This window comes from Mediterraneibacter sp. 210702-DFI.3.120 (assembly GCF_020561005.1).
In the GTDB taxonomy this organism is placed as follows: domain Bacteria; phylum Bacillota; class Clostridia; order Lachnospirales; family Lachnospiraceae; genus Mediterraneibacter; species Mediterraneibacter faecis.
In genome coordinates, this window is the sequence record NZ_JAJCNG010000032.1 from 1 (window position 1) to 20,528 (window position 20,528).

The 20,528-nt window shown below is 36.4% G+C and carries 27 protein-coding genes and 2 pseudogenes; 25 read left to right on the forward strand and 4 right to left on the reverse strand.

Annotated features, from left to right (window positions below; translation table 11 throughout):
* Positions 1-157 precede the first annotated feature (157 nt).
* The 3 genes from LI162_RS13705 to LI162_RS15610 all read right to left on the reverse strand — a co-directional run bounded on the left by LI162_RS13705 (position 158) and on the right by LI162_RS15610 (position 3,153).
* Positions 158-808: an ATP-binding cassette domain-containing protein gene (locus tag LI162_RS13705; RefSeq protein WP_055158423.1), complete on the reverse strand. Its 651-nt coding sequence runs from the start codon at positions 806-808 to the stop codon at positions 158-160.
* A 2-nt stretch (positions 809-810) separates the two neighbouring features.
* Positions 811-2,766 carry a hypothetical protein gene (locus LI162_RS13710; protein ID WP_055158425.1) on the reverse strand — a complete coding sequence of 652 codons (1,956 nt, stop codon included), beginning with the start codon at positions 2,764-2,766 and terminating at the stop codon, positions 811-813.
* Between the two features lie 255 nt (positions 2,767-3,021).
* Positions 3,022-3,153, reverse strand: a complete 132-nt coding sequence (locus LI162_RS15610) for a hypothetical protein (protein ID WP_255616246.1) — start codon at positions 3,151-3,153, stop codon at positions 3,022-3,024.
* A gap of 491 nt (positions 3,154-3,644) precedes the next feature.
* On the opposite strand from LI162_RS15610, the gene LI162_RS13715 reads away from it, so the two are divergent.
* The 20 genes and pseudogenes from LI162_RS13715 to LI162_RS13810 all read left to right on the forward strand — a co-directional run bounded on the left by LI162_RS13715 (position 3,645) and on the right by LI162_RS13810 (position 16,285).
* Complete coding sequence (locus LI162_RS13715; RefSeq protein WP_117828282.1) at positions 3,645-3,995, forward strand: hypothetical protein; 351 nt, start codon at positions 3,645-3,647, stop codon at positions 3,993-3,995.
* Entirely contained in the window at positions 3,992-4,288 is a 297-nt protein-coding gene (locus LI162_RS13720) for a hypothetical protein (protein WP_227156821.1), read from the forward strand. Before LI162_RS13715 ends, LI162_RS13720 begins: the two co-directional genes overlap by 4 nt.
* Before the next feature lie 766 nt (positions 4,289-5,054).
* A complete protein-coding gene (locus LI162_RS13725) occupies positions 5,055-5,696 on the forward strand; it encodes a LytR/AlgR family response regulator transcription factor (protein WP_226862457.1) in 642 nt (213 codons plus the stop codon).
* Between the two features lie 70 nt (positions 5,697-5,766).
* Complete coding sequence (locus LI162_RS13730; RefSeq protein WP_055158427.1) at positions 5,767-6,018, forward strand: hypothetical protein; 252 nt, start codon at positions 5,767-5,769, stop codon at positions 6,016-6,018.
* Positions 6,003-6,437 (forward strand): DUF5412 family protein, encoded by a 435-nt coding sequence (locus tag LI162_RS13735; protein ID WP_055158429.1) that lies wholly within the window; start codon positions 6,003-6,005, stop codon positions 6,435-6,437. The genes LI162_RS13730 and LI162_RS13735 overlap by 16 nt, the downstream gene beginning before the upstream one ends.
* Positions 6,438-6,541: 104 nt before the next feature.
* Positions 6,542-6,880: pseudogene (locus tag LI162_RS13740) on the forward strand (transposase); the annotation flags it as partial.
* Positions 6,881-7,100: 220 nt separating this feature from the next.
* The gene (locus LI162_RS13745) at positions 7,101-7,790 is read left to right on the forward strand and encodes a response regulator transcription factor (protein WP_028088187.1); all 690 of its coding nucleotides are present in this window, start codon (positions 7,101-7,103) and stop codon (positions 7,788-7,790) included.
* Positions 7,763-8,899, forward strand: a complete 1,137-nt coding sequence (locus LI162_RS13750; protein WP_055158433.1) for a sensor histidine kinase — start codon at positions 7,763-7,765, stop codon at positions 8,897-8,899. Before LI162_RS13745 ends, LI162_RS13750 begins: the two co-directional genes overlap by 28 nt.
* Before the next feature lie 108 nt (positions 8,900-9,007).
* A complete protein-coding gene (locus tag LI162_RS13755) occupies positions 9,008-9,679 on the forward strand; it encodes an ABC transporter ATP-binding protein (RefSeq protein ID WP_227156822.1) in 672 nt (223 codons plus the stop codon).
* Positions 9,676-12,141, forward strand: coding sequence for an ABC transporter permease (locus LI162_RS13760; protein WP_055158437.1), 2,466 nt, complete (start codon positions 9,676-9,678; stop codon positions 12,139-12,141). Before LI162_RS13755 ends, LI162_RS13760 begins: the two co-directional genes overlap by 4 nt.
* A gap of 506 nt (positions 12,142-12,647) precedes the next feature.
* Positions 12,648-12,851 (forward strand): annotated as a pseudogene (locus LI162_RS13765) (hypothetical protein); the annotation flags it as partial.
* Positions 12,852-12,944: 93 nt separating this feature from the next.
* Positions 12,945-13,163: a PF20097 family protein gene (locus LI162_RS13770; protein WP_055158439.1), complete on the forward strand. Its 219-nt coding sequence runs from the start codon at positions 12,945-12,947 to the stop codon at positions 13,161-13,163.
* Between the two features lie 49 nt (positions 13,164-13,212).
* Positions 13,213-13,545 (forward strand): DUF3784 domain-containing protein, encoded by a 333-nt coding sequence (locus LI162_RS13775; RefSeq protein WP_004074378.1) that lies wholly within the window; start codon positions 13,213-13,215, stop codon positions 13,543-13,545.
* Positions 13,546-13,621: 76 nt separating this feature from the next.
* Positions 13,622-13,960, forward strand: a complete 339-nt coding sequence (locus tag LI162_RS13780) for a hypothetical protein (protein WP_055158441.1) — start codon at positions 13,622-13,624, stop codon at positions 13,958-13,960.
* Between the two features lie 25 nt (positions 13,961-13,985).
* Positions 13,986-14,618 carry a GyrI-like domain-containing protein gene (locus tag LI162_RS13785; RefSeq protein ID WP_055158443.1) on the forward strand — a complete coding sequence of 211 codons (633 nt, stop codon included), beginning with the start codon at positions 13,986-13,988 and terminating at the stop codon, positions 14,616-14,618.
* Between the two features lie 30 nt (positions 14,619-14,648).
* Positions 14,649-15,026: an SdpI family protein gene (locus LI162_RS13790; protein ID WP_117498331.1), complete on the forward strand. Its 378-nt coding sequence runs from the start codon at positions 14,649-14,651 to the stop codon at positions 15,024-15,026.
* 47 nt (positions 15,027-15,073) lie between these two features.
* Positions 15,074-15,247 carry a hypothetical protein gene (locus LI162_RS13795; protein ID WP_173021146.1) on the forward strand — a complete coding sequence of 58 codons (174 nt, stop codon included), beginning with the start codon at positions 15,074-15,076 and terminating at the stop codon, positions 15,245-15,247.
* A 24-nt stretch (positions 15,248-15,271) separates the two neighbouring features.
* Complete coding sequence (locus LI162_RS13800; RefSeq protein WP_055158445.1) at positions 15,272-15,496, forward strand: DUF3791 domain-containing protein; 225 nt, start codon at positions 15,272-15,274, stop codon at positions 15,494-15,496.
* Entirely contained in the window at positions 15,489-16,055 is a 567-nt protein-coding gene (locus LI162_RS13805) for a DUF3990 domain-containing protein (RefSeq protein WP_055158447.1), read from the forward strand. Before LI162_RS13800 ends, LI162_RS13805 begins: the two co-directional genes overlap by 8 nt.
* Entirely contained in the window at positions 16,043-16,285 is a 243-nt protein-coding gene (locus tag LI162_RS13810) for a hypothetical protein (RefSeq protein WP_055158449.1), read from the forward strand. The genes LI162_RS13805 and LI162_RS13810 overlap by 13 nt, the downstream gene beginning before the upstream one ends.
* A gap of 205 nt (positions 16,286-16,490) precedes the next feature.
* Here LI162_RS13810 and LI162_RS16095 read toward each other — a convergent pair whose 3' ends face one another.
* Positions 16,491-16,733 (reverse strand): GHKL domain-containing protein, encoded by a 243-nt coding sequence (locus LI162_RS16095; RefSeq protein ID WP_081019681.1) that lies wholly within the window; start codon positions 16,731-16,733, stop codon positions 16,491-16,493.
* Here LI162_RS16095 and LI162_RS13825 point away from each other — a divergent pair.
* The 5 genes from LI162_RS13825 (at position 16,627) to LI162_RS13845 (ending at position 20,507) form a co-directional block, all read left to right on the forward strand.
* Positions 16,627-18,111, forward strand: a complete 1,485-nt coding sequence (locus LI162_RS13825; RefSeq protein ID WP_442919963.1) for a DUF4368 domain-containing protein — start codon at positions 16,627-16,629, stop codon at positions 18,109-18,111. The two genes, LI162_RS16095 and LI162_RS13825, sit on opposite strands and share 107 nt — an antisense overlap.
* 80 nt (positions 18,112-18,191) lie before the next feature.
* Positions 18,192-18,407 (forward strand): transposon-encoded TnpW family protein, encoded by a 216-nt coding sequence (locus LI162_RS13830; protein WP_006861281.1) that lies wholly within the window; start codon positions 18,192-18,194, stop codon positions 18,405-18,407.
* 134 nt (positions 18,408-18,541) lie between these two features.
* Positions 18,542-18,844: a hypothetical protein gene (locus LI162_RS13835; protein WP_227156823.1), complete on the forward strand. Its 303-nt coding sequence runs from the start codon at positions 18,542-18,544 to the stop codon at positions 18,842-18,844.
* Positions 18,845-18,927: 83 nt separating this feature from the next.
* A complete protein-coding gene (locus LI162_RS13840) occupies positions 18,928-19,488 on the forward strand; it encodes an RNA polymerase sigma factor (protein ID WP_055158455.1) in 561 nt (186 codons plus the stop codon).
* Positions 19,485-20,507 (forward strand): DUF4179 domain-containing protein, encoded by a 1,023-nt coding sequence (locus LI162_RS13845; RefSeq protein WP_055158457.1) that lies wholly within the window; start codon positions 19,485-19,487, stop codon positions 20,505-20,507. The genes LI162_RS13840 and LI162_RS13845 overlap by 4 nt, the downstream gene beginning before the upstream one ends.
* Positions 20,508-20,528 lie beyond the last annotated feature (21 nt).

The window sequence follows — 20,528 nt, forward strand, 5'->3', positions numbered from 1 at the left end:
GATACTTTTATTTCAGTATATTCGCTATATTGATGGGATATATATTTGCATATTAGAGAGAAAAGCGAGTTAAATTTTTCTTGGCAATCCTGAAAAATATCGTAAGTAGGTAATCATCCGTATTACCTACTTACATCAAAAGAACAATTTTAGCAAACTATCTAAAGTTTTCTACATTTATAACTCTGGAAAAACAATCGCACAAATTCATGTTATGAGTGACCATGATTATAGTAATGCCTTTTTCATTTAATTCTTTTAGAAGTTTCATCACTATCAATTCATTTTCTTTATCAAGTCCAGAAGTTGGTTCATCAGCTAATATGACCTGACTTCCTTGTAAAATCAATTTAATAATTGCAATTCGCTGTTGCTCTCCACCGCTTAGCTGATATACTTTTTTGTTAAGCATATCATTTAGCTCAAACTGCTTTAAATACTTATTGATTAGTTTTAGTTTTTCTTCTTTTTTTATTTTTTTATATTCAAGAGCTAATTTTAAATTCCATAACACGCTTTCATCTTCTATTAGCCCATAATTTTGAAACAGATATCCTATTGTATATCTTCTCAAAATCATAGCATTTTTACTGTTCATGGATAAATTTTGATGACTATCAATAATGATTGTGCCCTCAGATATATCTGTAATCAATCCTATTATATTTAAAAGTGTTGTTTTACCTGCCCCGCTTTTCCCTACAAGTCCCACAAATTCGCCCTTTTCTATTTCTAAAGATAAATTTTCAAATAGAACCTGATTTTTCCCATATTCTTTTTTGACATTTTTTAATGTAATCAATGACATATTTATGCCCCCTTTTCAATCTCATATAAAGCATTTGAGATATAAACTTTATAAAGCAATTCGCAGAATATGTAGTCAATAAGTATAATCGCAAAAAGGCAAGCAAAATAATAGTTTATAACAGTTAATACGCCTGATATAATGAGTTCAATTCCTAAAAAAATATACCGATTTTTCAGTATTCTAAAATGCGAGAATCCTAAAATCTCTTTTGCCGCATATCTCTTTCGATTTACAAAAATATCCACATAATTTGAAATATACAAAACAAACAGTAAAGACACTATAAAGACAATCGTAAACGTAGTGAGTGTTTTAAGAACGAATGTCACATTTTCAAGTTGCAATAAATAAGGTGTGAGTAATGTTCCGGCTGTAACTAATTGCTCTAAATCATATTCTGATAATAAAGAAGAAAAATCTTCTCTTGACTCCATTTGAAAAAATAGACATCTTGTATTTAAAGAGTCCAAATAGTAAAGTCCTGCAAAATTGCCCGTATCAACAATGATAATAGGATTAACCATATCCGAAAAACCATTCTCTGCATTAACTTTTATTGTAGAATCATCGTCTATATAAACGACATTAAAATTATCAATAGTTTTTTCTTCTCCCGGTATTCCATAAAATTGATTGTAATTCATTAATCGGAAATATTCTTGTTTAATATATTCGCTAATAGAATTTTCATCATTCTTATATTTATGTGGAACTAATACTGTTGGTTCACTGAATATATCTTCTCTCAATGGTTTTCCACTGAACTGGATATTGGAAAATTCACTCAGATAATTTCTATTTGCAATAACAAGCTGTTGCTCATAATAGGGGCGTGATATCTGCAAACCATCGTTTATCCTAAAATCACATAGTAGTGAATGGTTATGATTATACATCTCTAATGTTTGTTTTGAATAGTTTTCTAATATGTCTGTGTTTGCTAACGCATAATCATACTCCAATGAGTTAAAACCATTAGCGGTATAATATCCGTCCAGATACTTATAATCTAAAACAGCTAGTTGGCTTTGTCTAAATGAGTTTCCATGCTTAAGTAATGAAATTATAGTAATAGCAATTATTACCGAAAAAATTATTTTTATAGTCTGAACTACAATATTTGTGCCGCTATTTAAAGTCTTATTTTTGATCATTGCCTCTAAAGAAACAAACTTAATTAAAATACTTGTAATTAAAACACAAAGTACATTTATAGTTAAAACACCCATAAAGAACAGTACAATTGTTACTAAATAAGAAAAATCATATCTGTTTGTTAATGCGTAATATAAATTTAACAAGACCAGTAATACGAAACATGTTACAGAAAAATATTTTATTATACTTGTAATTTGTTCCTTTAAAATATGTATAGTAGAAAAGCCCATGCTTTTTTTAACACCTATTTTTTTCAAACTATAAGATGTGTAAATACAATATATGATTTGAAGTACAATAAACAAGATTACAAAATTCAGAAGATTCAATTCTAATACCATACTATACGGAATAGCGTCGTTTTCAAAGGTATTTATTGTGACGGACAGTTGAGAAGCAATCTCTTTGATTGCGTTAACTGGTAAATCTGTATAGAATACACCAATACTATCTAAAAAATCTTCTTCTTGTAATTCATGATATTGAAACAAAATAGAGGAAGATATAGGCTGTTTTTGTGTAAACTCATTTAATGGATAGCAATATAAATCATAAACAGATTTATCTGTTGAAGTGAGCGTATTGTTAATGAGTTCTAATTTATTTTGAGAATATTTTTCTGTAAATATTGTATAGAATTTGTCGAGAATTTCTGGCGATGTTTCTTCTAAAACATACCCTTCTAACTTCTCAGTAGCAATATTGTTCTTTTCGTAAATGTTGTAGATTGAAGTATTAAAAATATATGCTAAAAGTATAATTTCAAGAAAAATAAAAATCTTCAAAAAATTTTTCAAAATATACACCATTCCTTTGAAAAAATTTACAAAATGAGACGGGGCAACCAGCCTCGTCCTAGGTGTTTACAGTAGTTCAGTATGGAGAATACTCATAATGAGATGTTTCGTTTGCCCACTGAACTCTCTTGTCAACTACATATTAAAATATTTTTGTATAATGGTATTTGGGGGAATTTTCTTACACCAATATAGTAATCTAAAATTTATTTGTTGAAAAATTTTGCAAATAAATGCTAATTAAATGATGTATCATTATTTATCTTTTAGAATGCTATAAGCTTCTAAAATGCCTTTTTTCACGCCGGTTTTGATAGCAAAAATTAATATTGGAATTATTATAAAAATAAACAATAAAATAATAAGTAATATCATTTGTATATCCATAAGATACCTCCAGTAATATATAATAATCTCTCGAAATCTCTAAGCCAGCAAATACAAGGCTTTCAGGTTTCTTTTTTATTAAAATTCCCCATTTTTTTGCTAAAAGCACTTGACAACTTCATCGAAAAATGTGGCGCCTATTGATCAATAAGAACCGTCGCTTACGGCGGCAGATATTTTTCGATTGGAGGTGATTTTTTATATTACCTGTTAACTGTGGCAGCCATGCTGACTATCAACATTTTGTTGTTACTAATCTTCGTAAATATCATCCTGATCCTGATGCTTTTGCCCGCTCTATATGGGATATTATCGAGCGTTTCTAGAATCTCGAGTTATCTTTTACCGATACTTTTATGGCTAATAAATATTCTAAATTCGGATTAGCACCAAGAACGCCTTCCTGTATGCAATGTTCTTTTCTGCTTTCCGTTGACTTTAAAGTTACCTCGATAACAGAATAGGCTGCATAACTTAAAACCCGGGTTAAAATGCCTAAAACAAAAGGCACAAAAGCTGATACTGTGAAAAAAGTTACGGTTGACGATCTTCTTCCTGTTTTAGAAAATACTGACTTTAAACTAGACGAACAGCCTTATCCTTCTCTATTTGCAATCTATCAGAAAGCGTTCCGTGATATTTCTGTATCCACAGGACTTATCCATTCGGATGCTTTGGCTTTAGCCGGTAATGGAATGCCTGTTGTAACTTCCCACAGGGAAAGGAAAAAGCGTATCTGTACATGCTTGTTGATTCACAAAGTTACTTATCGGTATTTTCTCATTTTTGCTGTGCTTCAAAACATGATTCACATGGATTCCTGCACGCTTTTTTCAAGATGAAATCTTTTCTTCCTGATTATACTGTTTCAAAAGTACTTTTGGATTCTGCACATGATGCCATGTCTTATTATCAATACTTCAAACGCGAGAATATAACACCATTTATCGACCTTAATGGAAAAGGTAGAAGACCTCCCATTTATAAAAACGACTTTATTATTGATAAAGATGGTGTTCCTATTTGTCTTTCTGGATATCGTATGCGTCGAGATGGTATTGAAGTTGCTAAAGGCAGAATGAAATTCAAATGTCCTAAGATCAGTTACGCCGGTGGCGGTATCTCCTGTACATGAGAAACCCCTTGTTCAAATGCTAAATACGGACGTACAGTCCATCTAGTTCTGAAAGATAATCCAAGATTGTTTAATAATCCATCAAGAAGTAGCAAGGAATGGAAACTGGAATACAATGCAAGAACTTCTGCTGAGCGTTCTAACAAACGCGAGAAATTAGATTTTTAAATTAGAAGACGGTAGACACAGCTCAACTAAGATGTGGTACTGCAGCCTCTATCACATCCTGATGTTACAGCATCTAGATGCATGGGATTTGCCACCTGAATCAACCCTGAAAAAATGATTTTGAATATAGCATAATCCTGTAGATTATTATATCTCATTTTTTGAAACATAGCGACAGTTATGTTTATTTCTTGCGTTCATTTTTACGTTCAAGAATAATATTTACTTGTCAAAGTTCAATGCCAGAGTTTTGATGGCATGATTACTCAAGATTCCGAGAGATAATTATACTGTATTGAATGTTTACAAGTTTGTTTTCATTGTAACATATTATTTATAAATGTAAAGTAAATAGACAAGAAACCTCTGAAATTTGCAAGCTGTGTCTGAGCATCCACAGCACAGGCAAAAAATCAGAAAATTCACTGTTTACAGGAAAGTAGTTTGATATTATAATATACTCAGATCATTCAATTATTACATTCGCAACTTTCATTCTTTTGTTTTTCTTAATAATCATGTACAATAATTAAATAAACAGTTGAAAAAGGTTATATATGTTAGATGTTTATGTTTGTGAAGATAACAAAATACAATTTTGATTGAACAACTAGATATGCAACTCGCTTGTGCATCAACAACTTCTGGAAAAATTTTAGAACAAGCAAAAAAATCAGAAAACACAGGGGTATTTTTTCTTGACATTTGTTTGCAATCAGAAATGACTGGATTGATTTTGGCACAAGAACTAAGAAAAATTCAACCTAGATGTTTTATTATATTTATCACAAGCCATTCCGAAATGAGCATTTTAACATTTCAATATAAAGTAGAAGCACTGGATTTTATAATCAAAGATTCCTCAGAAAATATTAGAAAAAGAATACATGAATGCTTAATGGATATCAACAAAAAAATTTTGACTGTTAATAAAAAACAACAAAAAAGTATTCTTATTACTCAAAATGACAGATTGATTGCTGTAGACTATGATGAAGTGTTATTTTTTGAAACTTCAGAAAACAACCATAAAATAATACTGCATGCCAAAAAGCGAGTAGTTGAATTTACCGGACACTTAAAAAGTGTTGAAGTACAATTAGATTATCGTTTTTATAGGTGTCACCGTTCTTATATTGTAAATACAGATAATATCAAAGAAGTTAATTTTCAAAAACTAACAAGTTATATGGAAAATGGAGAAATCTGTCCAATCTCTGTCCGTGCCAAAACTAGCTAAAAAAAATATTATAATGAGCATCTAATATCAATAGGCAACACTGTGACTAGAATATCTAAGAAATGCAACAATGAGTGATGTTCCGTATTTGAAAGATGTTGATAAAATATATACAACGTTGAGTGATAAGAAATATACAGAAAATAATAACCGAAAGTGGTTTGAAAAGAACTATACTAAAGAAGTAAGAGCGCAAATAAAAGATCTCAAATATGCTCCTAATAATAAAGGATATGCGCAAGACTATATAGGAATATCGATATCGGCGAAAAATGTAAATGCTATCAAGTACGGGAATTCATGGACATGCAGCACAACTTAAAAAGTAAAAAAAATTTTATATTGATAATTGTGTCTTTTTGGATAGTAATGTCAATCATATATCATAATTTCTGGTATATTGACTTGGATAATATAGGGGAAATGAAGCCTGTAGAGTCTATAAAATCTTCAAATGGAGAATATGAAGTGATTGTATCAGTATGGTATCCAAATAGGGATGAAAATAATTACTATATTCATTGTGATGCAATTAAAGTAGTAGCACTTCCTGATAAAAGTGAGCTCATATCGGATTGGAACAGTCATAAAATTTACTGGCAAAAAATAGAGGGAACGTATAATGGCGAGGAAATTCCTGTAAAATGGATCAGTGAATATAAAATCATGATTAACGAACAGGTAATAGATGTCCGGGGAATCGGATATGATTATCGCTGGTATTCTAAAAAGTGGAAATAATTTACATTAGCAGGGACTGTGAAAAAAGCATAATCCCGAAAAAAGAAGAACCAAGGGTTTATTATAAATCTCAAGGTTCTTCTTTCTGTTATAATTAACTTGTGATGGAAATTAATAACATAATCTATTCTAACCCAAAACAGGCAGTTTTGCCAATGCTAATTCAAGATTATCTGGACATCTATGATCCAGTGCTGACATTTGACAGATTTATGGGAGAAATCGAACTGGAGAAATATCTGAAAAATATTCCGCAACATTATACAGGAAGACTAAGATATGACCCGGTCAGCATGCTGAAAACAGTTTTGTTCGGATTTATGGCGAATGGCTATATATCATTACGTGAGCTGGAGGAGCAGTGTAGAGTCAATCTCCGCTTCATGTATCTCATGAATCATCAAACACCTTCTTATCGTACCTTCGGCTACTTCATTGACGAGGGTGTAGGATATAAAGCATTTCCTCGTAATGTTCTAAGAATTTTTTGTAATTTATTCATAAGACTATTATGAATGAAAAATAACTAAAAGAAAACCCCTAATCCCCTCAAGAATGAGGTCCTTTTTCTTTTCTGGAGAGCAGGTGGATACTATGCAGTTTTTGAGGAGTGTGGTAAAATGTGATTGTTTATCATGTTAGGAGATTAGGAAGGTAGATGAAATGAGGACAATTTTGTTATTGGAAGATGATGAGAATCTGAACCGTGGAATCGCGCTAAAACTGCAGAAAGAAGGGTATCAGGTTTTTTCCGCTTTTCAGATTTCAGAGGCAGAAAAATTGTTTGATGAAAATAGAATAGATCTGGTAATCAGTGATATTACTCTGCCGGACGGAAACGGACTGGAGTTTTGCAGGAAGATTCGAAATAAGAGCAAAGTCTTTGTACTGTTTCTCACGGCAATGGATTCGGAAATTGATATGGTAAACGGCTATGATGCAGGGGCGGATGATTATATTACAAAGCCATTCAGCCTGATGGTACTGGTTTCAAAAGTTCAGGCATTTATGAGAAGAATGGAAGGAGTCTGCGGACACAACAGAATCTTATCGGGAAATATCGAAGTAAATTATGGAGAAATGAGAGCGTTAAAACGAAATGCTGATGGAGTGACTCCTTTGACATTAAGTAAAAAGGAACTTCAGATAATGATTTACTTTATGGAAAACGCAAGGCAGATTTTATCAAAAGAACAGATTTTAGAGTATGTCTGGGATGTTGACGGGCAGTTTGTAGACGATAATACAGTTCCTGTAAATATCAGCCGATTGAAAGGAAAAATCGGGAATGATTATATACAAAATGTAAGGGGGATGGGATATATATGGACCGAAGAAAGCGTACAGGAGTAGCTCTGGCAGCAGGGCTGCTTTTTCTGTTTGTGACAGAGATATTGTTGCTGTTTCTGGCAGGAAATAGTTTATACAAGGAAGAGCAGGGGAAATTAGGGGCGTTAGTGCTGTCCCATCCGGAACAGGAGACGGAGTATATAGAGTTATTTGACAGAGGAAAGCAAAGAAATCGTCAGGAAGAGGAAGCGGGGAAAGAGCTGGAGGAGCGTTACGGGTATACTCCTTTTGATGGGAGAAGCGTGAAAACTTTTGCTGCATATGGAATAGGAATGGCGATGGTTTTTGTGGCAGGACTTGGAGTTTCATGGGTTTTGTTTTTGCGAAATAAAAGAGACCGGCAGCAAGATGAAAATAACCAGGAAGAACTTCGGGAAAAATATATAGAACTGCAGAATCATTTTGAAAAAGTAAGAGAAAAACTTTCCAGAGAAGAAAACAATACAAAATCTTTAATTACAGATATTTCCCACCAATTGAAAACACCGATTGCTTCATTGAAGATGAGTTGTGAACTGGCGGGGTCTGCCGATTTAACCTGGGAGGAACGGGAAGAATTTTATAAAAAGGAATGGGATGAAATTCAAAGACTGGAAAATCTTTTGGATTCACTGATTCATGTGTCCAGATTGGAATCTGGGATGATTCAGATTCAGCCAGAGATGGGCAGTCTGAAAAATACATTGGTACAGGCTGTAAACAGTGTGTATATGAAAGCGTATGAAAAATCCATAGATATTTCTCTGGATGAATTTCAGGATGTGCAAATTGTACATGACTCGAAATGGACAGGAGAAGTGTTCGTAAATATTTTAGACAACGCAGTAAAGTATTCGCCGGAGCATACAGAAATCCGAATTCGGGTAACAGAGCTTGCTACCTGCATGATGCTGGAATTTATCGACCAGGGAACAGGTATTCCGGCAGAAGAGGCGCATCGGGTATTTCAGCGTTTTTACAGAGGAAACCAAGAGTATGTAAAAAAACAGGAGGGCTCTGGGGTTGGACTTTATCTTGCCAGAAAAATTTTGGAGGAGCAGAAAGGCACGATTTGTGTAAAAGTAGCACCTGAAGGCGGTAATAATTTTGTGGTGACATTACCAAAGAAATAGATTTCTGAAAAAAAGATTTCTTACAAAATTGTTATGCTTTTTGTAAGCCTACTGTAAGACTGGATTGATAGAATGACATTAGCAAAGAAAAAGGAGGCTTCAAAGTTTATGAAAGCAATATTTGAAACAAGAGATCTTGTGAAATATTATGGAAAAGGCGATAATTTGGTGAAAGCTATTGACCATACAGATTTAATAATCGAACCAGGTGAATTTACAGCAATTGTAGGACGTTCTGGATCGGGAAAAAGTACTCTTCTTCATATGCTGGGAGGATTGGACCGTCCTGATTCCGGAAAGGTTTTGATAGAAGGAAGAGATATTTTTAAACTGAAAGATGAAAAACTTGCAGTGTTCCGCAGAAGAAAGATTGGGTTTATTTTCCAAAGTTATAATTTAGTACCATCCTTAAATGTTTGGGAAAATATTGTGCTACCCATTGGATTGGATGGAAAGAAAGTGGATACAGAGTATGTTATGGATATTATCTGTAGAATCGGAATGGAGGATAAATTGAAATCCTTACCGAATACTCTTTCTGGTGGGCAACAGCAGCGGGTTGCTATTGCAAGAGCGTTGGCATCCCGCCCGGCGATTATTTTAGCAGATGAACCAACAGGAAATTTGGATTCCAAGACGGAGTTAGAAGTGATTTCTATGTTGAAATCCTGTGTTTCAGAATATGGGCAGACACTGGTTATGATCACGCATGATGAGACCATTGCGCAGATGGCTGACCGTATGATTGTCATTGAAGACGGTAAGGTGGTGAGAGCATGAAAACAGTAACAAAAACAGCGCTTGCCAATGTAAAACAGAACAAAGGAAGAAACTTTTTATGTGGATGCGCCATTGCACTGACTACGTTTCTGATATTTGTTGTTTTAACGGTGGGATATGGAATGATCCGCGTACAGCTTGCATCGGTGGATGCTTATTATCCAACTTACCATATTATGTTCCGCCAAGTTTCCGAGAAAAACACCAAAGCACTTCAGGTGCATAATGATATAGAAGAAATTGGTCTGAGAATGGATTTGGGACAGATTATAGATGATGATGCCACAATCATTATGACCGCTATGGATAATAATGGGATTCGGTTGAACAAAGCGGAGTTAGAAGAAGGAACTTTCCCAAAAAATGAAAAAGATATTGTTGTTTCCAAGGGAGTTTTAGAGGAACTGGGAATTCAGGGGAAATTGGGTGATGAAATCACGATTCCATACCAAATTTACGAAAAAGACGGTATGGGATATGCGAAAGAAGACACTTTCCGCATCTGTGGCTTTATGGAATCTTCTGATTTGAATAAAGAAAAGAAAATGTATTTTGTGATGAATTCCATGGAATATGCGAAACAGATGATACCGGAAGCAGACAGAGAATATCGTGTGATGTTCCGTCTGGCAGATGCAGAGCATATGACAACAGATGAAATCGAAGAGAGGGGAAAAGAAATCGGAGAGGATTTTGGTGTACCTGAGGGAAATGTGGTAGAAAACAGAGAGTATTTGGTTGCAAATTATACGGATCCGTCATTTGTAAAAGGAATGATCGTGGTAATCGTTATGGTTGTTTTAGCAGGAATCCTGACTATTTACAGTATTTATTATGTGTCTATGATACCAAAAGTACAGGAATATGGAAAATTAAAAGCCATAGGCTCCACCAAAAGACAGATTCGGCAGATGGTATTCCGTGAAGGAATGCTGGTTACGGCGCTTGCCCTCCCTGTAGGATTGCTTATCAGTAGTTTCCTGTCCAGATGGATTATGAAACAGATGATTACTTTTATGGCAGGCGAAGACCCTCTAATGCAGGTAGCAGCAGAACTTGTAAAAAATGGTGAGGTATCTTTGCTGCACTGGTGGATTTATGCGATTACCATTATGGCGGTACTCTTTACTTCCGCAGTTTCTTTGGCAAAACCGATGCGAATTGCTGCCAAAGTTTCGCCCATTGAGGCTATGCGTTATCAGGGGTTAGAAAAACGTGGGAAAAAAGTACGGAAAGGCTATCAGAATCTCACGATTTTTCGTTTGACAAAAGCAAATATGGCAAGAAATAAAAAGAGGACTGGGATTACGATTGTTACATTAGGAGCAACTGGTATTCTGTTCATGGTTGTGGCAACTATTTTATCTTGCGCGGCACCGAAAGAAATTGCAAGAAAGGATATTGAATCTGATTATAAAATTGAATTGGAAACATGGGGTGGGGACAAAATGAATCCGGACAGAGACTGGAGACAGGTTCAGCAGAATAACCCTTTGACGAAAGCGTTTATTGATCAGGTTCGTGATGTAGACGGTGTGGAAGAGGTAAAGGTAAAAACATTTATGAATGGCGAAATTCCGAAACTATCTATGGATGGTGAAATTTGGGGCGCGGATATTATTGGACTGGATGCATCTTATGCAGAAACGCTGGAAAAAGGAGAGATACAAGGACATGTGACATATGAAGAATTGGAAAAAGGAGATAAAATCCTCATGTCTGCTAATATGCTATACTGGTTCCCGGAACTGAAAGTGGGAGATTCCTTGAAGATGGTTTTGAATATGGGAGATGATCAGGTAGAAAAGACTTTTGAGATAGGAGCCATCGGAGATTACTATGAAAGCCTTGGCGGAAGTTCATTTTATCTGCCCCAATCAGTGTTGGAAAAAATGAATCCCAATAATCTGAACTACACACTGGAAATCACAGTGAATGATCAGAAAAAGAACAGTGCATATCAGGAACTTCAGGCACTTGCCGACAACAGTGAATACCTGGTGACAGGAAGTTATGAAGAGCAACTTCAGAAGTGGGAAAAGAATATGCGGTTGATGAGCGTTTTGTGTTATGCATTTCTGATTATTCTGGGTGGAATTGGAATCATGAATCTTGTGAACACTATGATGAACAGTATTTACACAAGAAGGCGGGAGCTTGGAATGATACAGGCGATAGGAATGTCTGAAAAACAGTTGATCCGTATGCTGCAACTGGAAGGAATCATCTATACTTTGGGAACATTGGCAGTTTCTGTGGGCATTGGAAGTCTTGTAGGATATGGTGCATTTCTTTATGCAAAAACCAAACACATGTTTCAGATCAGTGAGTATCATTTTCCAGTGGTCCCAGCAGTGCTTTTGATTTGTGTGGTTGCCTTTTTACAGGTACTGCTCACATATGGAGTATCTGCAAATTTCCGAAAATTGAGTTTGATTGATCGGATACGATATGCAGAGTAATATATTAAAAACATCATATATACAAAGGGAAACGCTATAAAAAAACAGAATTGCCCAATATGATTAAAAGGACCGCCGTGCCATAAAGAAATCCCTTCTAAATAAACAAGATTTTATTATTTCTCTTGTCTACTTAGAAGGGAGCATATCACAGATGAGGAAGTCCACAGGTTTTTACTGAAATATTTGTGGAAACTTTCTAACGATGATGTGATTTTGTGAAAGTGTACTACGATCGATTAGTGAGTTTTTTAAATATAAGATGATGTGAAGTCTTTATATAACTGACCCTCTCGATATTTTTCGAGATTAGGTCAGTTTTTTGTATGAAAAAAATCTGTATTATTATTCCCTGTTTTTATAAATAAGACTTTCTCGAGAAGAGAGTTCGACCATTTCACCGATGGAAAACGCATTCACAGTAAGTAGGTAATCATCTGTATCTGTTAGCACCCATTTTTTTCTGATACACTCTTTTCATAACAAAGGAAGAAAACTGTATCATTAAGCCTGTAAGGAATCCTGAGAGGGAAAAGCCTAAGTGGGAGGATACAATCACAAATCGAATGCTGCACTGGTCATATACGCCGGAGCAGAAAGAGGAAGTGAAGAAGGCACTTGCGGCAGGAGTTCCGAAGGCAACGATTCTGACTTATTTCTATCCGGAGGTTACTGTGGAGAGGATGAGTTCATATCGGAAGAAGCAGTAAATGTTATCGCATAGGCACAGGAAATGTGGTATACTGTGCCTATGTAAAAAAGAATGTGTTCTACAAATCGGAAGTTATAGGAGGTGAATCAGCATGAAATGTCCATATTGTGGTGAAGAAATGATAAGAGGATACCTAATGAGCTCACGAGATATTGCTTTTGCAGTTGATGATGTGACAAAAGTAAAATTTTTTCGTATTAGAAAATCGGATGATTTGGAGTTGAGTAAAGGTTCAGGCGGAATCCCTCATTGTGAAGCTTATCGTTGCAGTAGTTGCAAAAAGATTTTGATTGATTATGCAAATAGATAACTTCAAGTTTATAAAATTAAGAAAGTGGAATTTAAGGAGGAGTATGTAAATGAAATTAGCAGATTTAGCAACAGGCTCTGATTGGATAGTGTGGATTGTCTTTGCGATATTTGCTGTACTTTCTATTATTTTACTTTCTGGACATGGAAGCTGGTTCATTTCTGGATATAATACAGCTTCAAATGAAGAAAAGGAAAAATATGATGAAAAGAAGTTATGCAGAACAATGGGAATTGGAATGTCTATTATAGCAATTCTTGCATTAACTATGGGCTTGTTTGAAAATATTTTGCCTGCATTTTTTGTATATATTGCATTGGGGATTATTTTGGTTGATGTCGTGGTAATTATCATTTTAGGAAACACACTATGCAGAAAGTAATAACTTCAAGTTTGGAGAATTGAGAAAATCGAAGTTTGTAAGGAACAGAAACTTTGAATTTTGGGAGGTAATGACCATGAAGAAAATATTAATATTGTTGCTATGTCTTTTACTTACGGCCTCAATCACGGGTTGTGGTACACAGTCAATAAAGCCGATTGACACAATTGAAGGAAACATGAAAACATACAGTGAAATGTCAGACGGTACATGGCAGTGCGATGGACATATCTACAAATACAGGTTGGAAATCAGTGGACGACTGAGTAATGCCGTTAAGGACAGCACATACATTTATTTAAGCAACATAGAAGATATTACCTTCGAACAAGCTTGGAAAGCATCTGGGCTTAGCAGTAATATGGATGATTACTTTGATATTGACGAAGCAGTATTGGTTGAATTACCAGACTGACAACTTCAAGTTTAAGGAGGCAGTTGTGGCTTTTGATTTTAAGAAAGAATATAAAGAGTTTTATATGCCTAAAAATACACCAGCGATTCTAACAGTTCCTAAAGCAAATTATATTGCAGTCAGAGGAAAAGGTAATCCAAACGAAGAAGGCGGGGCATATCAGCAGGCAATTAGTGCATTATATGCGGTTGCGTATACTTTGAGAATGAGTTACAAGACAGATCATAAAATTGAAGGATTTTTTGAATATGTAGTTCCACCACTTGAAGGATTCTGGTGGCAGGAAAATATACATGGTGTAAATTATGCAGATAAAGATTCATTTAATTGGATTTCAGTTATCCGCCTGCCTGATTTTGTGAATCAAAAAGATTTTGAATGGGCTGTTGAAACAGCAGCTAAAAAGAAAAAAATAGATTGTTCATCGGCAGAGTTTTTGACCATTGATGAGGGATTGTGTGTTCAAATAATGCACTTGGGGGCATTTGATGATGAACCTGCAACTGTTGCACTTATGGATGCTTATTTGGAGCAGAATGGATATGTTAATGATATGAATATGGAAAGATTGCATCATGAAATATATCTGTCTGATGCAAGAAAGGTTGTTCCAGAAAAATGGAAAACGGTCATTAGACATCCTATAAAGAAACTGTAAACTCGGAAGTTATAGTAAAGGAGGTTTACAATGGGGTTTTGGATTTTTATGTTGATTATGGATTTGCTTCTTCCATTTACGATGATTGGTTTTGGAAGATATTTTATGAAAAAGGCTCCAAAGGAAATAAATTCAGTTTTTGGATATCGGACTTCGATGTCTATGAAGAATAAAGACACATGGGAATTTGCTCATAAATATTGTGGTAAAGTCTGGTATGTCTGTGGAATGGTTATGTTGCCGATAACAGTAATATTCATGCTTTTAGTAATTGGAAAAAATGAAGATTGTGTTGGGAGTATGGGAGGTATTATCTGTGGTGTTCAACTTATTCCTTTAATTGGGTCTATTCTCCCAACAGAAATAGCATTAAAAAAGAATTTTGATAAGAATGGAACAAGACGATAAAGTTTGCAGAATCAAGAAAATCGGAACTGATAAAGGAGAATAATCATATGCAAGATATAAAAAATGAAGAATATGTTACATGCCCTCGCTGCGAGAAAGAAGTCTATAAGGATGCAATAACTTGTCCGTTTTGTAACTTTGGTATTATGGCATGGCTTGAAGGAGAGATTAATGAGAATGGAGAGTCAGTGAAAAAGAGTTCTAAGCAAAAATTTTATTGACCAAGAAATTTAGGAGGATTTATAATGAGCGAAAAAACAGAGATTACTTTCATGCAAACAAGACTAATCCGGCTTGCTTCAGAAGAGTGGCATTTATCTGTTGAACAGATTATCTACTTGTTTAAAGAAGCTGATGTTTTTGGATATATAGAAAAATGCTATGGGATTTTTCATTGTGAGGGTGATGAAGCTGTGCTTGAAGACATTACAGAATTTCTGGAAGGAAAGGGGATAAAGATTAGTGCTTGAGTTAAAAGATGGATTTGTTCTCTATCATGGAAGTTATTGTGAAGTAAAAGAGCCAGATCTTGCCAAATGTGCAAAGAGAAAAGATTTTGGGCAGGGATTTTATTTAACCACATCCAAGGAGCAGGCAGAAAGTTTTCTGAGAACCTCAATAGCCAAAGCAATCGCAACCGGAACAATTGAAGAAGGACAGAAGTTTGGATATATTTCAACTTTTGAATTCAACCTTTCAGGAAATCTTGAAACGCATATTTTTGAAAAGGCAGATGTAGACTGGTTACATTGCATTGCAGCTCATCGAAAGAAAAAAATGTTTATCGAAGTGGAACGTGAAATGGCAAGGTATGATATCATTGCAGGAAAGATTGCGGATGATGCAACAAACGCTACCCTTACAGCTTATCTCGCCGGGGCTTTCGGGACAGCAGGCGATAAGGAGGCAGACGATTTCTGCATCAGACAGTTGTTGCCCAATAAACTAAAAGATCAATATTGTTTTAAAACAGAAGCAGCTATTGAGTGTCTGAAATTTGTGAAAGGTGAGAAGATATGGCTGAAGTAACAATTCCAAAGGAAAAAATGAATTATACAATAGACCTTCTTATCACTATGGTGACAGATGAGATTGCAGAAGAAACGGGCAAGGACAGAAAAGAGATATTGACAGATTTTCTTTGTTCAAAGACAGGAAAAGCACTGTATGATGAGAACACAAAGCTGTGGTGCAATGGTCCAGCATATATTGCTGAATTGTATAGGGAAGAGTTAAAGAAATCCGGATATCAGATTTGAGATGAATGTATATTCGGATTGTGTTGAAAACTTCCGCTATTATATCGTTGTGACAACTAAATATTTCAAAAGTTACTGAGGTCAGCATTTCCTAATTATGGAACAATGACCTCAGTTTTTTTATACCAAGGAATCGGCACTTATGAATGACTTATTTCACAGCCCCTTTTTTCAAACGATTAAGTAAATACAAGTGGAGCATGAACTAAGCATTATTCAAAAGAATAATCGTATGGAATACTTTCTGGGAACTATCATAATACATTTTGATGGTTCCGTTATAGTTGCTGATAATTCGGCTGACACTTTTCAGGCCTAAGCCGTGGTTTTGTACATCCTCTATAGTATTGTTTTTTTGGGTGTGGGTAGTTGATAAGTTAAGTGCGGATACTTTATTAAATATATTAGTATTCTGTGCAATATTTAGTTTAGCATTATTTAGCCCTATAGATTCTGAAAGACGTCATTTAAATACAGATCAGAAAAAACAGTATAGAATTATAACAATATTCATAACGATAATATTTTGGGTGATATATGAATTATTGCTGTATATGGAATTTGAGGTATATGCAGTATGTATTGCGGAAGGAATTATGTTGACTGCAATATTACAGATTCCATGTGTAGTAAAAAAATATGAAAGAAATTTAACTTGTAAAAATAAGACGCTCAACGAGGATAACCGTTACAAGTGGAATAAAGCCACCTTGACCCATATCCTCACGCGGCAAGAGTATTGCGGCGATGTAGTCAACTTCAAGACCGCAAAGCATTTCCGAGATAAGAGAAACCACTATGTAGACAGAAGCCAGTGGCACATCACAGAAAATGTGCATGAGCCGATTATCGACCGCACCGACTTTGAAAATGTGCAGCGGATTTTGGAAAACGCACCTGTCAAACGCCCCAACGGGGACGGAGAAATCCACCCTCTGTCCGGCTTGCTTTTCTGTAAAGACTGCGGCGCAAAAATGCACATCCGCATAGATTACAGGAACGGCGGCAAGCGCCATGTTGCCTATTGCAGCGAGTACCACAAGGGAAAAGCCAAAAATCCCAAGTGCAGCTCTCCGCACATCATGGACGCGGATCTGCTTATGCAGACCGTCGCAGATGTGCTGAAAAAAATCGCGGAATACTCTATCAGCAACCGGGCAGAGTTTGAAGCCTTAGTGAAAAAGAGCCTTGCCATGCAGCAGACTGACAAAGTAAAGAAACAACAGAAGCGTATCCCGCAAATCACGACGCGCCTTGAACAGATTGACAAGGTGCTGAATAAACTTTATGAGGACAACGTGCTGGGTACTATCCCACAAGACCGCTATGAGCAGATGTCGCAGAAGTATTCCGAAGAATACTACTCACTGAAAGCGGAGCTTGAACAGCCTAGGGAGCAGCTATCCGCTTTTGAAAACGCGGGAGGACGGGCGCAGAAGTTTGTAAAGCTGATAGACCGTTACGCTGACTTTACCGACCTTACCCCGACTGTCCTCAACGAGTTTATCAGCCGGATTGAAGTGCATGAACGCGACAAGAAAAGGGCAAAACAGGCTATTCAGCATATCGGGATATACTTTAACCATATCGGCAGATTTGAAAATGAACTGACACAGCTTGCAGAGCCGACAGAGCAGGAAATCCGGCAAATGCGTGAGGAAATTGAAGAAGCAAGAAAGGAAAAAAGCCGAGCCTACCACCGCAACTATTCAAGAGAATACCGGGCGAGAAATCTTGAAAAGCAACGGGAGTATGACCGTATCAAAGCGCGGGAATATCGGGCGAAGAAAAAGGCGCAGGCTGCCGCTGCACTGTCCGCACCATAAAACAGAATAGCCAACATCAGAGAGGGATTTTCCGAACTACGGGAAGTCCCTCTTTTGCGCCCGGAGAAAGGAGAAACCGATTGACAGAAAAGAAAGGAACACCTACCCCACTGACTAAGCCGGACGGAGTTATCACGACACAGAGGAACGGGCAGACCATTGTTGCGGAGCTGTTTTTCAATCCCAACGGCACAGAAACATTCTCCGACAAGTTGCTGAAAACGATACTTGCCGACAGTCTGCGTTTTTCTGCGTCTGACGGTCAAGAGCCGGAAAAAACAGAAATCTTGCGATAACAGCCGCCCCGACGATACATTCCCCGTTTGGGCGGTTTTTATCGTCAAAAACGCCGTTTTACCCAAGTCAAGAGTCGAGGAAAACACCCGAAAAATGCCCCTATTGCGTAACAGGGGCGCAGAAAGGAGCTTGCATGAGAACAGGGCTTACCAAACAGGAAAAGACCACTGATATATGGTTTGACGAGAAAGACCCCCTTATCCATATCCGCACCCACAACACCAACCTCAAAAAGCGGCTTGCCGCTTATGCCGAGCAGTACCCCGACGAGTGCTGCAAGACTGACACAGACCCCGAAACAGGCTGCATGGAGTTTGATATTGCAAAGGGGCGTTTCTCTTTCCGTCTGACCGCCCCATACAGCGAGGAACGCCGGAGAGCCGCCAGCGAAGCGGCGAAAGTTAACGCAAGCAATCTCACGCGAAGTGTGGTATAATTTTTTGAAAAAGTTTGAGAATTGATGTAGTATTCGTCGCTAAAACCGTAGTATATAGATGAAGCCGGAGAGGAGGCGGTGCAATGATAGAGGATGAAAAAATCATAGAAATGTTTTTTGAGCGTTCAGAACAAGGCATACGGGAGTTGGATATAAAATACGGAACAGTCTGCCACAAGCTTTCCTATCATATCGTAGGAAGTAGGCAGAACGCAGAGGAATGTGTAAACGACGCTTATTTAGGTGTATGGAACACTATTCCCCCTGCACGACCTAACCCACTTTTATCCTATGTTCTGAAAATCGTTCGGAACATTTCAATCAAAATTTATTGGAGAAAGGAAGCAGCCAAACGAAGCAGCCATTACACGATTGCTTTGGAGGAAATTGAAACCTATATAGCAGATACTCACACAGTAGAAGCAGAAATTGAAGCTAAAGAATTAGCCCGTATCATTGAAAGTTTTTTAGATACGCTGACTACTGAAAACCGCGTTATTTTCATGCGCCGCTATTGGTTTTCTGACAGCTACAAAGACATAGCCGAGGTTGTGGGGCTTTCAGAGAAAAATGTCTCTGTCCGGCTGACCCGTATCCGCGAAAAGATGAAACAATATTTAATTGAAAGAGAGGTATTTATATGAACGCAAAGAAGTTTTCCGACGCTATGGGCGAGCTTGACAATAAATACATTGACGAAGCCCTTAACTATAAGAAAAAGGTCAAGAAGCCCATTTGGATTAAATGGGGAGCTATGGTAGCTAGTTTACTTCTTGTCTTTACTATGTCTGTTCCAGCATTAGCGGCAGCAGATTTTGGACCAGCTTATAATCTACTCTACAAGGTATCGCCAGCAATTGCTCAAAAGTTAAAGCCTGTTAGTATGTCCTGCGAGGATAATGGGATTAAGTTTGAGGTCATTTCGGCTTATGTTGAGGGTAACGAAGCAAAGATTTTTATTTCCGTACAAGATATTGACGGAGATAGAATTGATGAAACGACAGATTTGTTTGATAACTTTAGTATCAATACACCTTTTGATTGTAGCAGTTCGTGTGAAAATATAAGCTATGACACTGAAACAAAAACCGCCACTTTCCTAATTTCTATATCACAATGGAATGAGAAAGACATTATTGGTGAAAAAATTACTTTTTGTGTCCGAGAAATGCTGAGCAATAAGCAGGAATATGACGCGATATTGACAAATTTGGATTTGATCCAAATTAGTGCTACACCAAAAACAATTACCCCGACTCAAATTTTTGGTGGTGGGGGAACAAACTACAATGAAATGAAAAACAATTTTCAGGCATTGAAAACAACAGGTATTCTTTGTTCCCCTATTGCTGGGGTAGATATTACAGCTATGGGATATGTGGATGGGAAATTGCATATACAAGTCAAGTACGAGGATAGTTTAGAAACGGATAATCATGGCTATATCTATTTCAAAAATGACAAGGGTGAGGAAATCCACTGTATCGCAAATATTGCATTTTCTACTGATAGTGAACATCAAGAACGGTATGTAGAATATGTTTATGATTTGTCAGATGTTGATTTGACCCAATATAAAGCATATGGATATTTTGTTACGAGCGATACACATATCGAAGGAAATTGGAGTGTTACTTTCCCATTAGAAAGCATAAGTCAATAAGTTTTCGTAGTCACCGATATA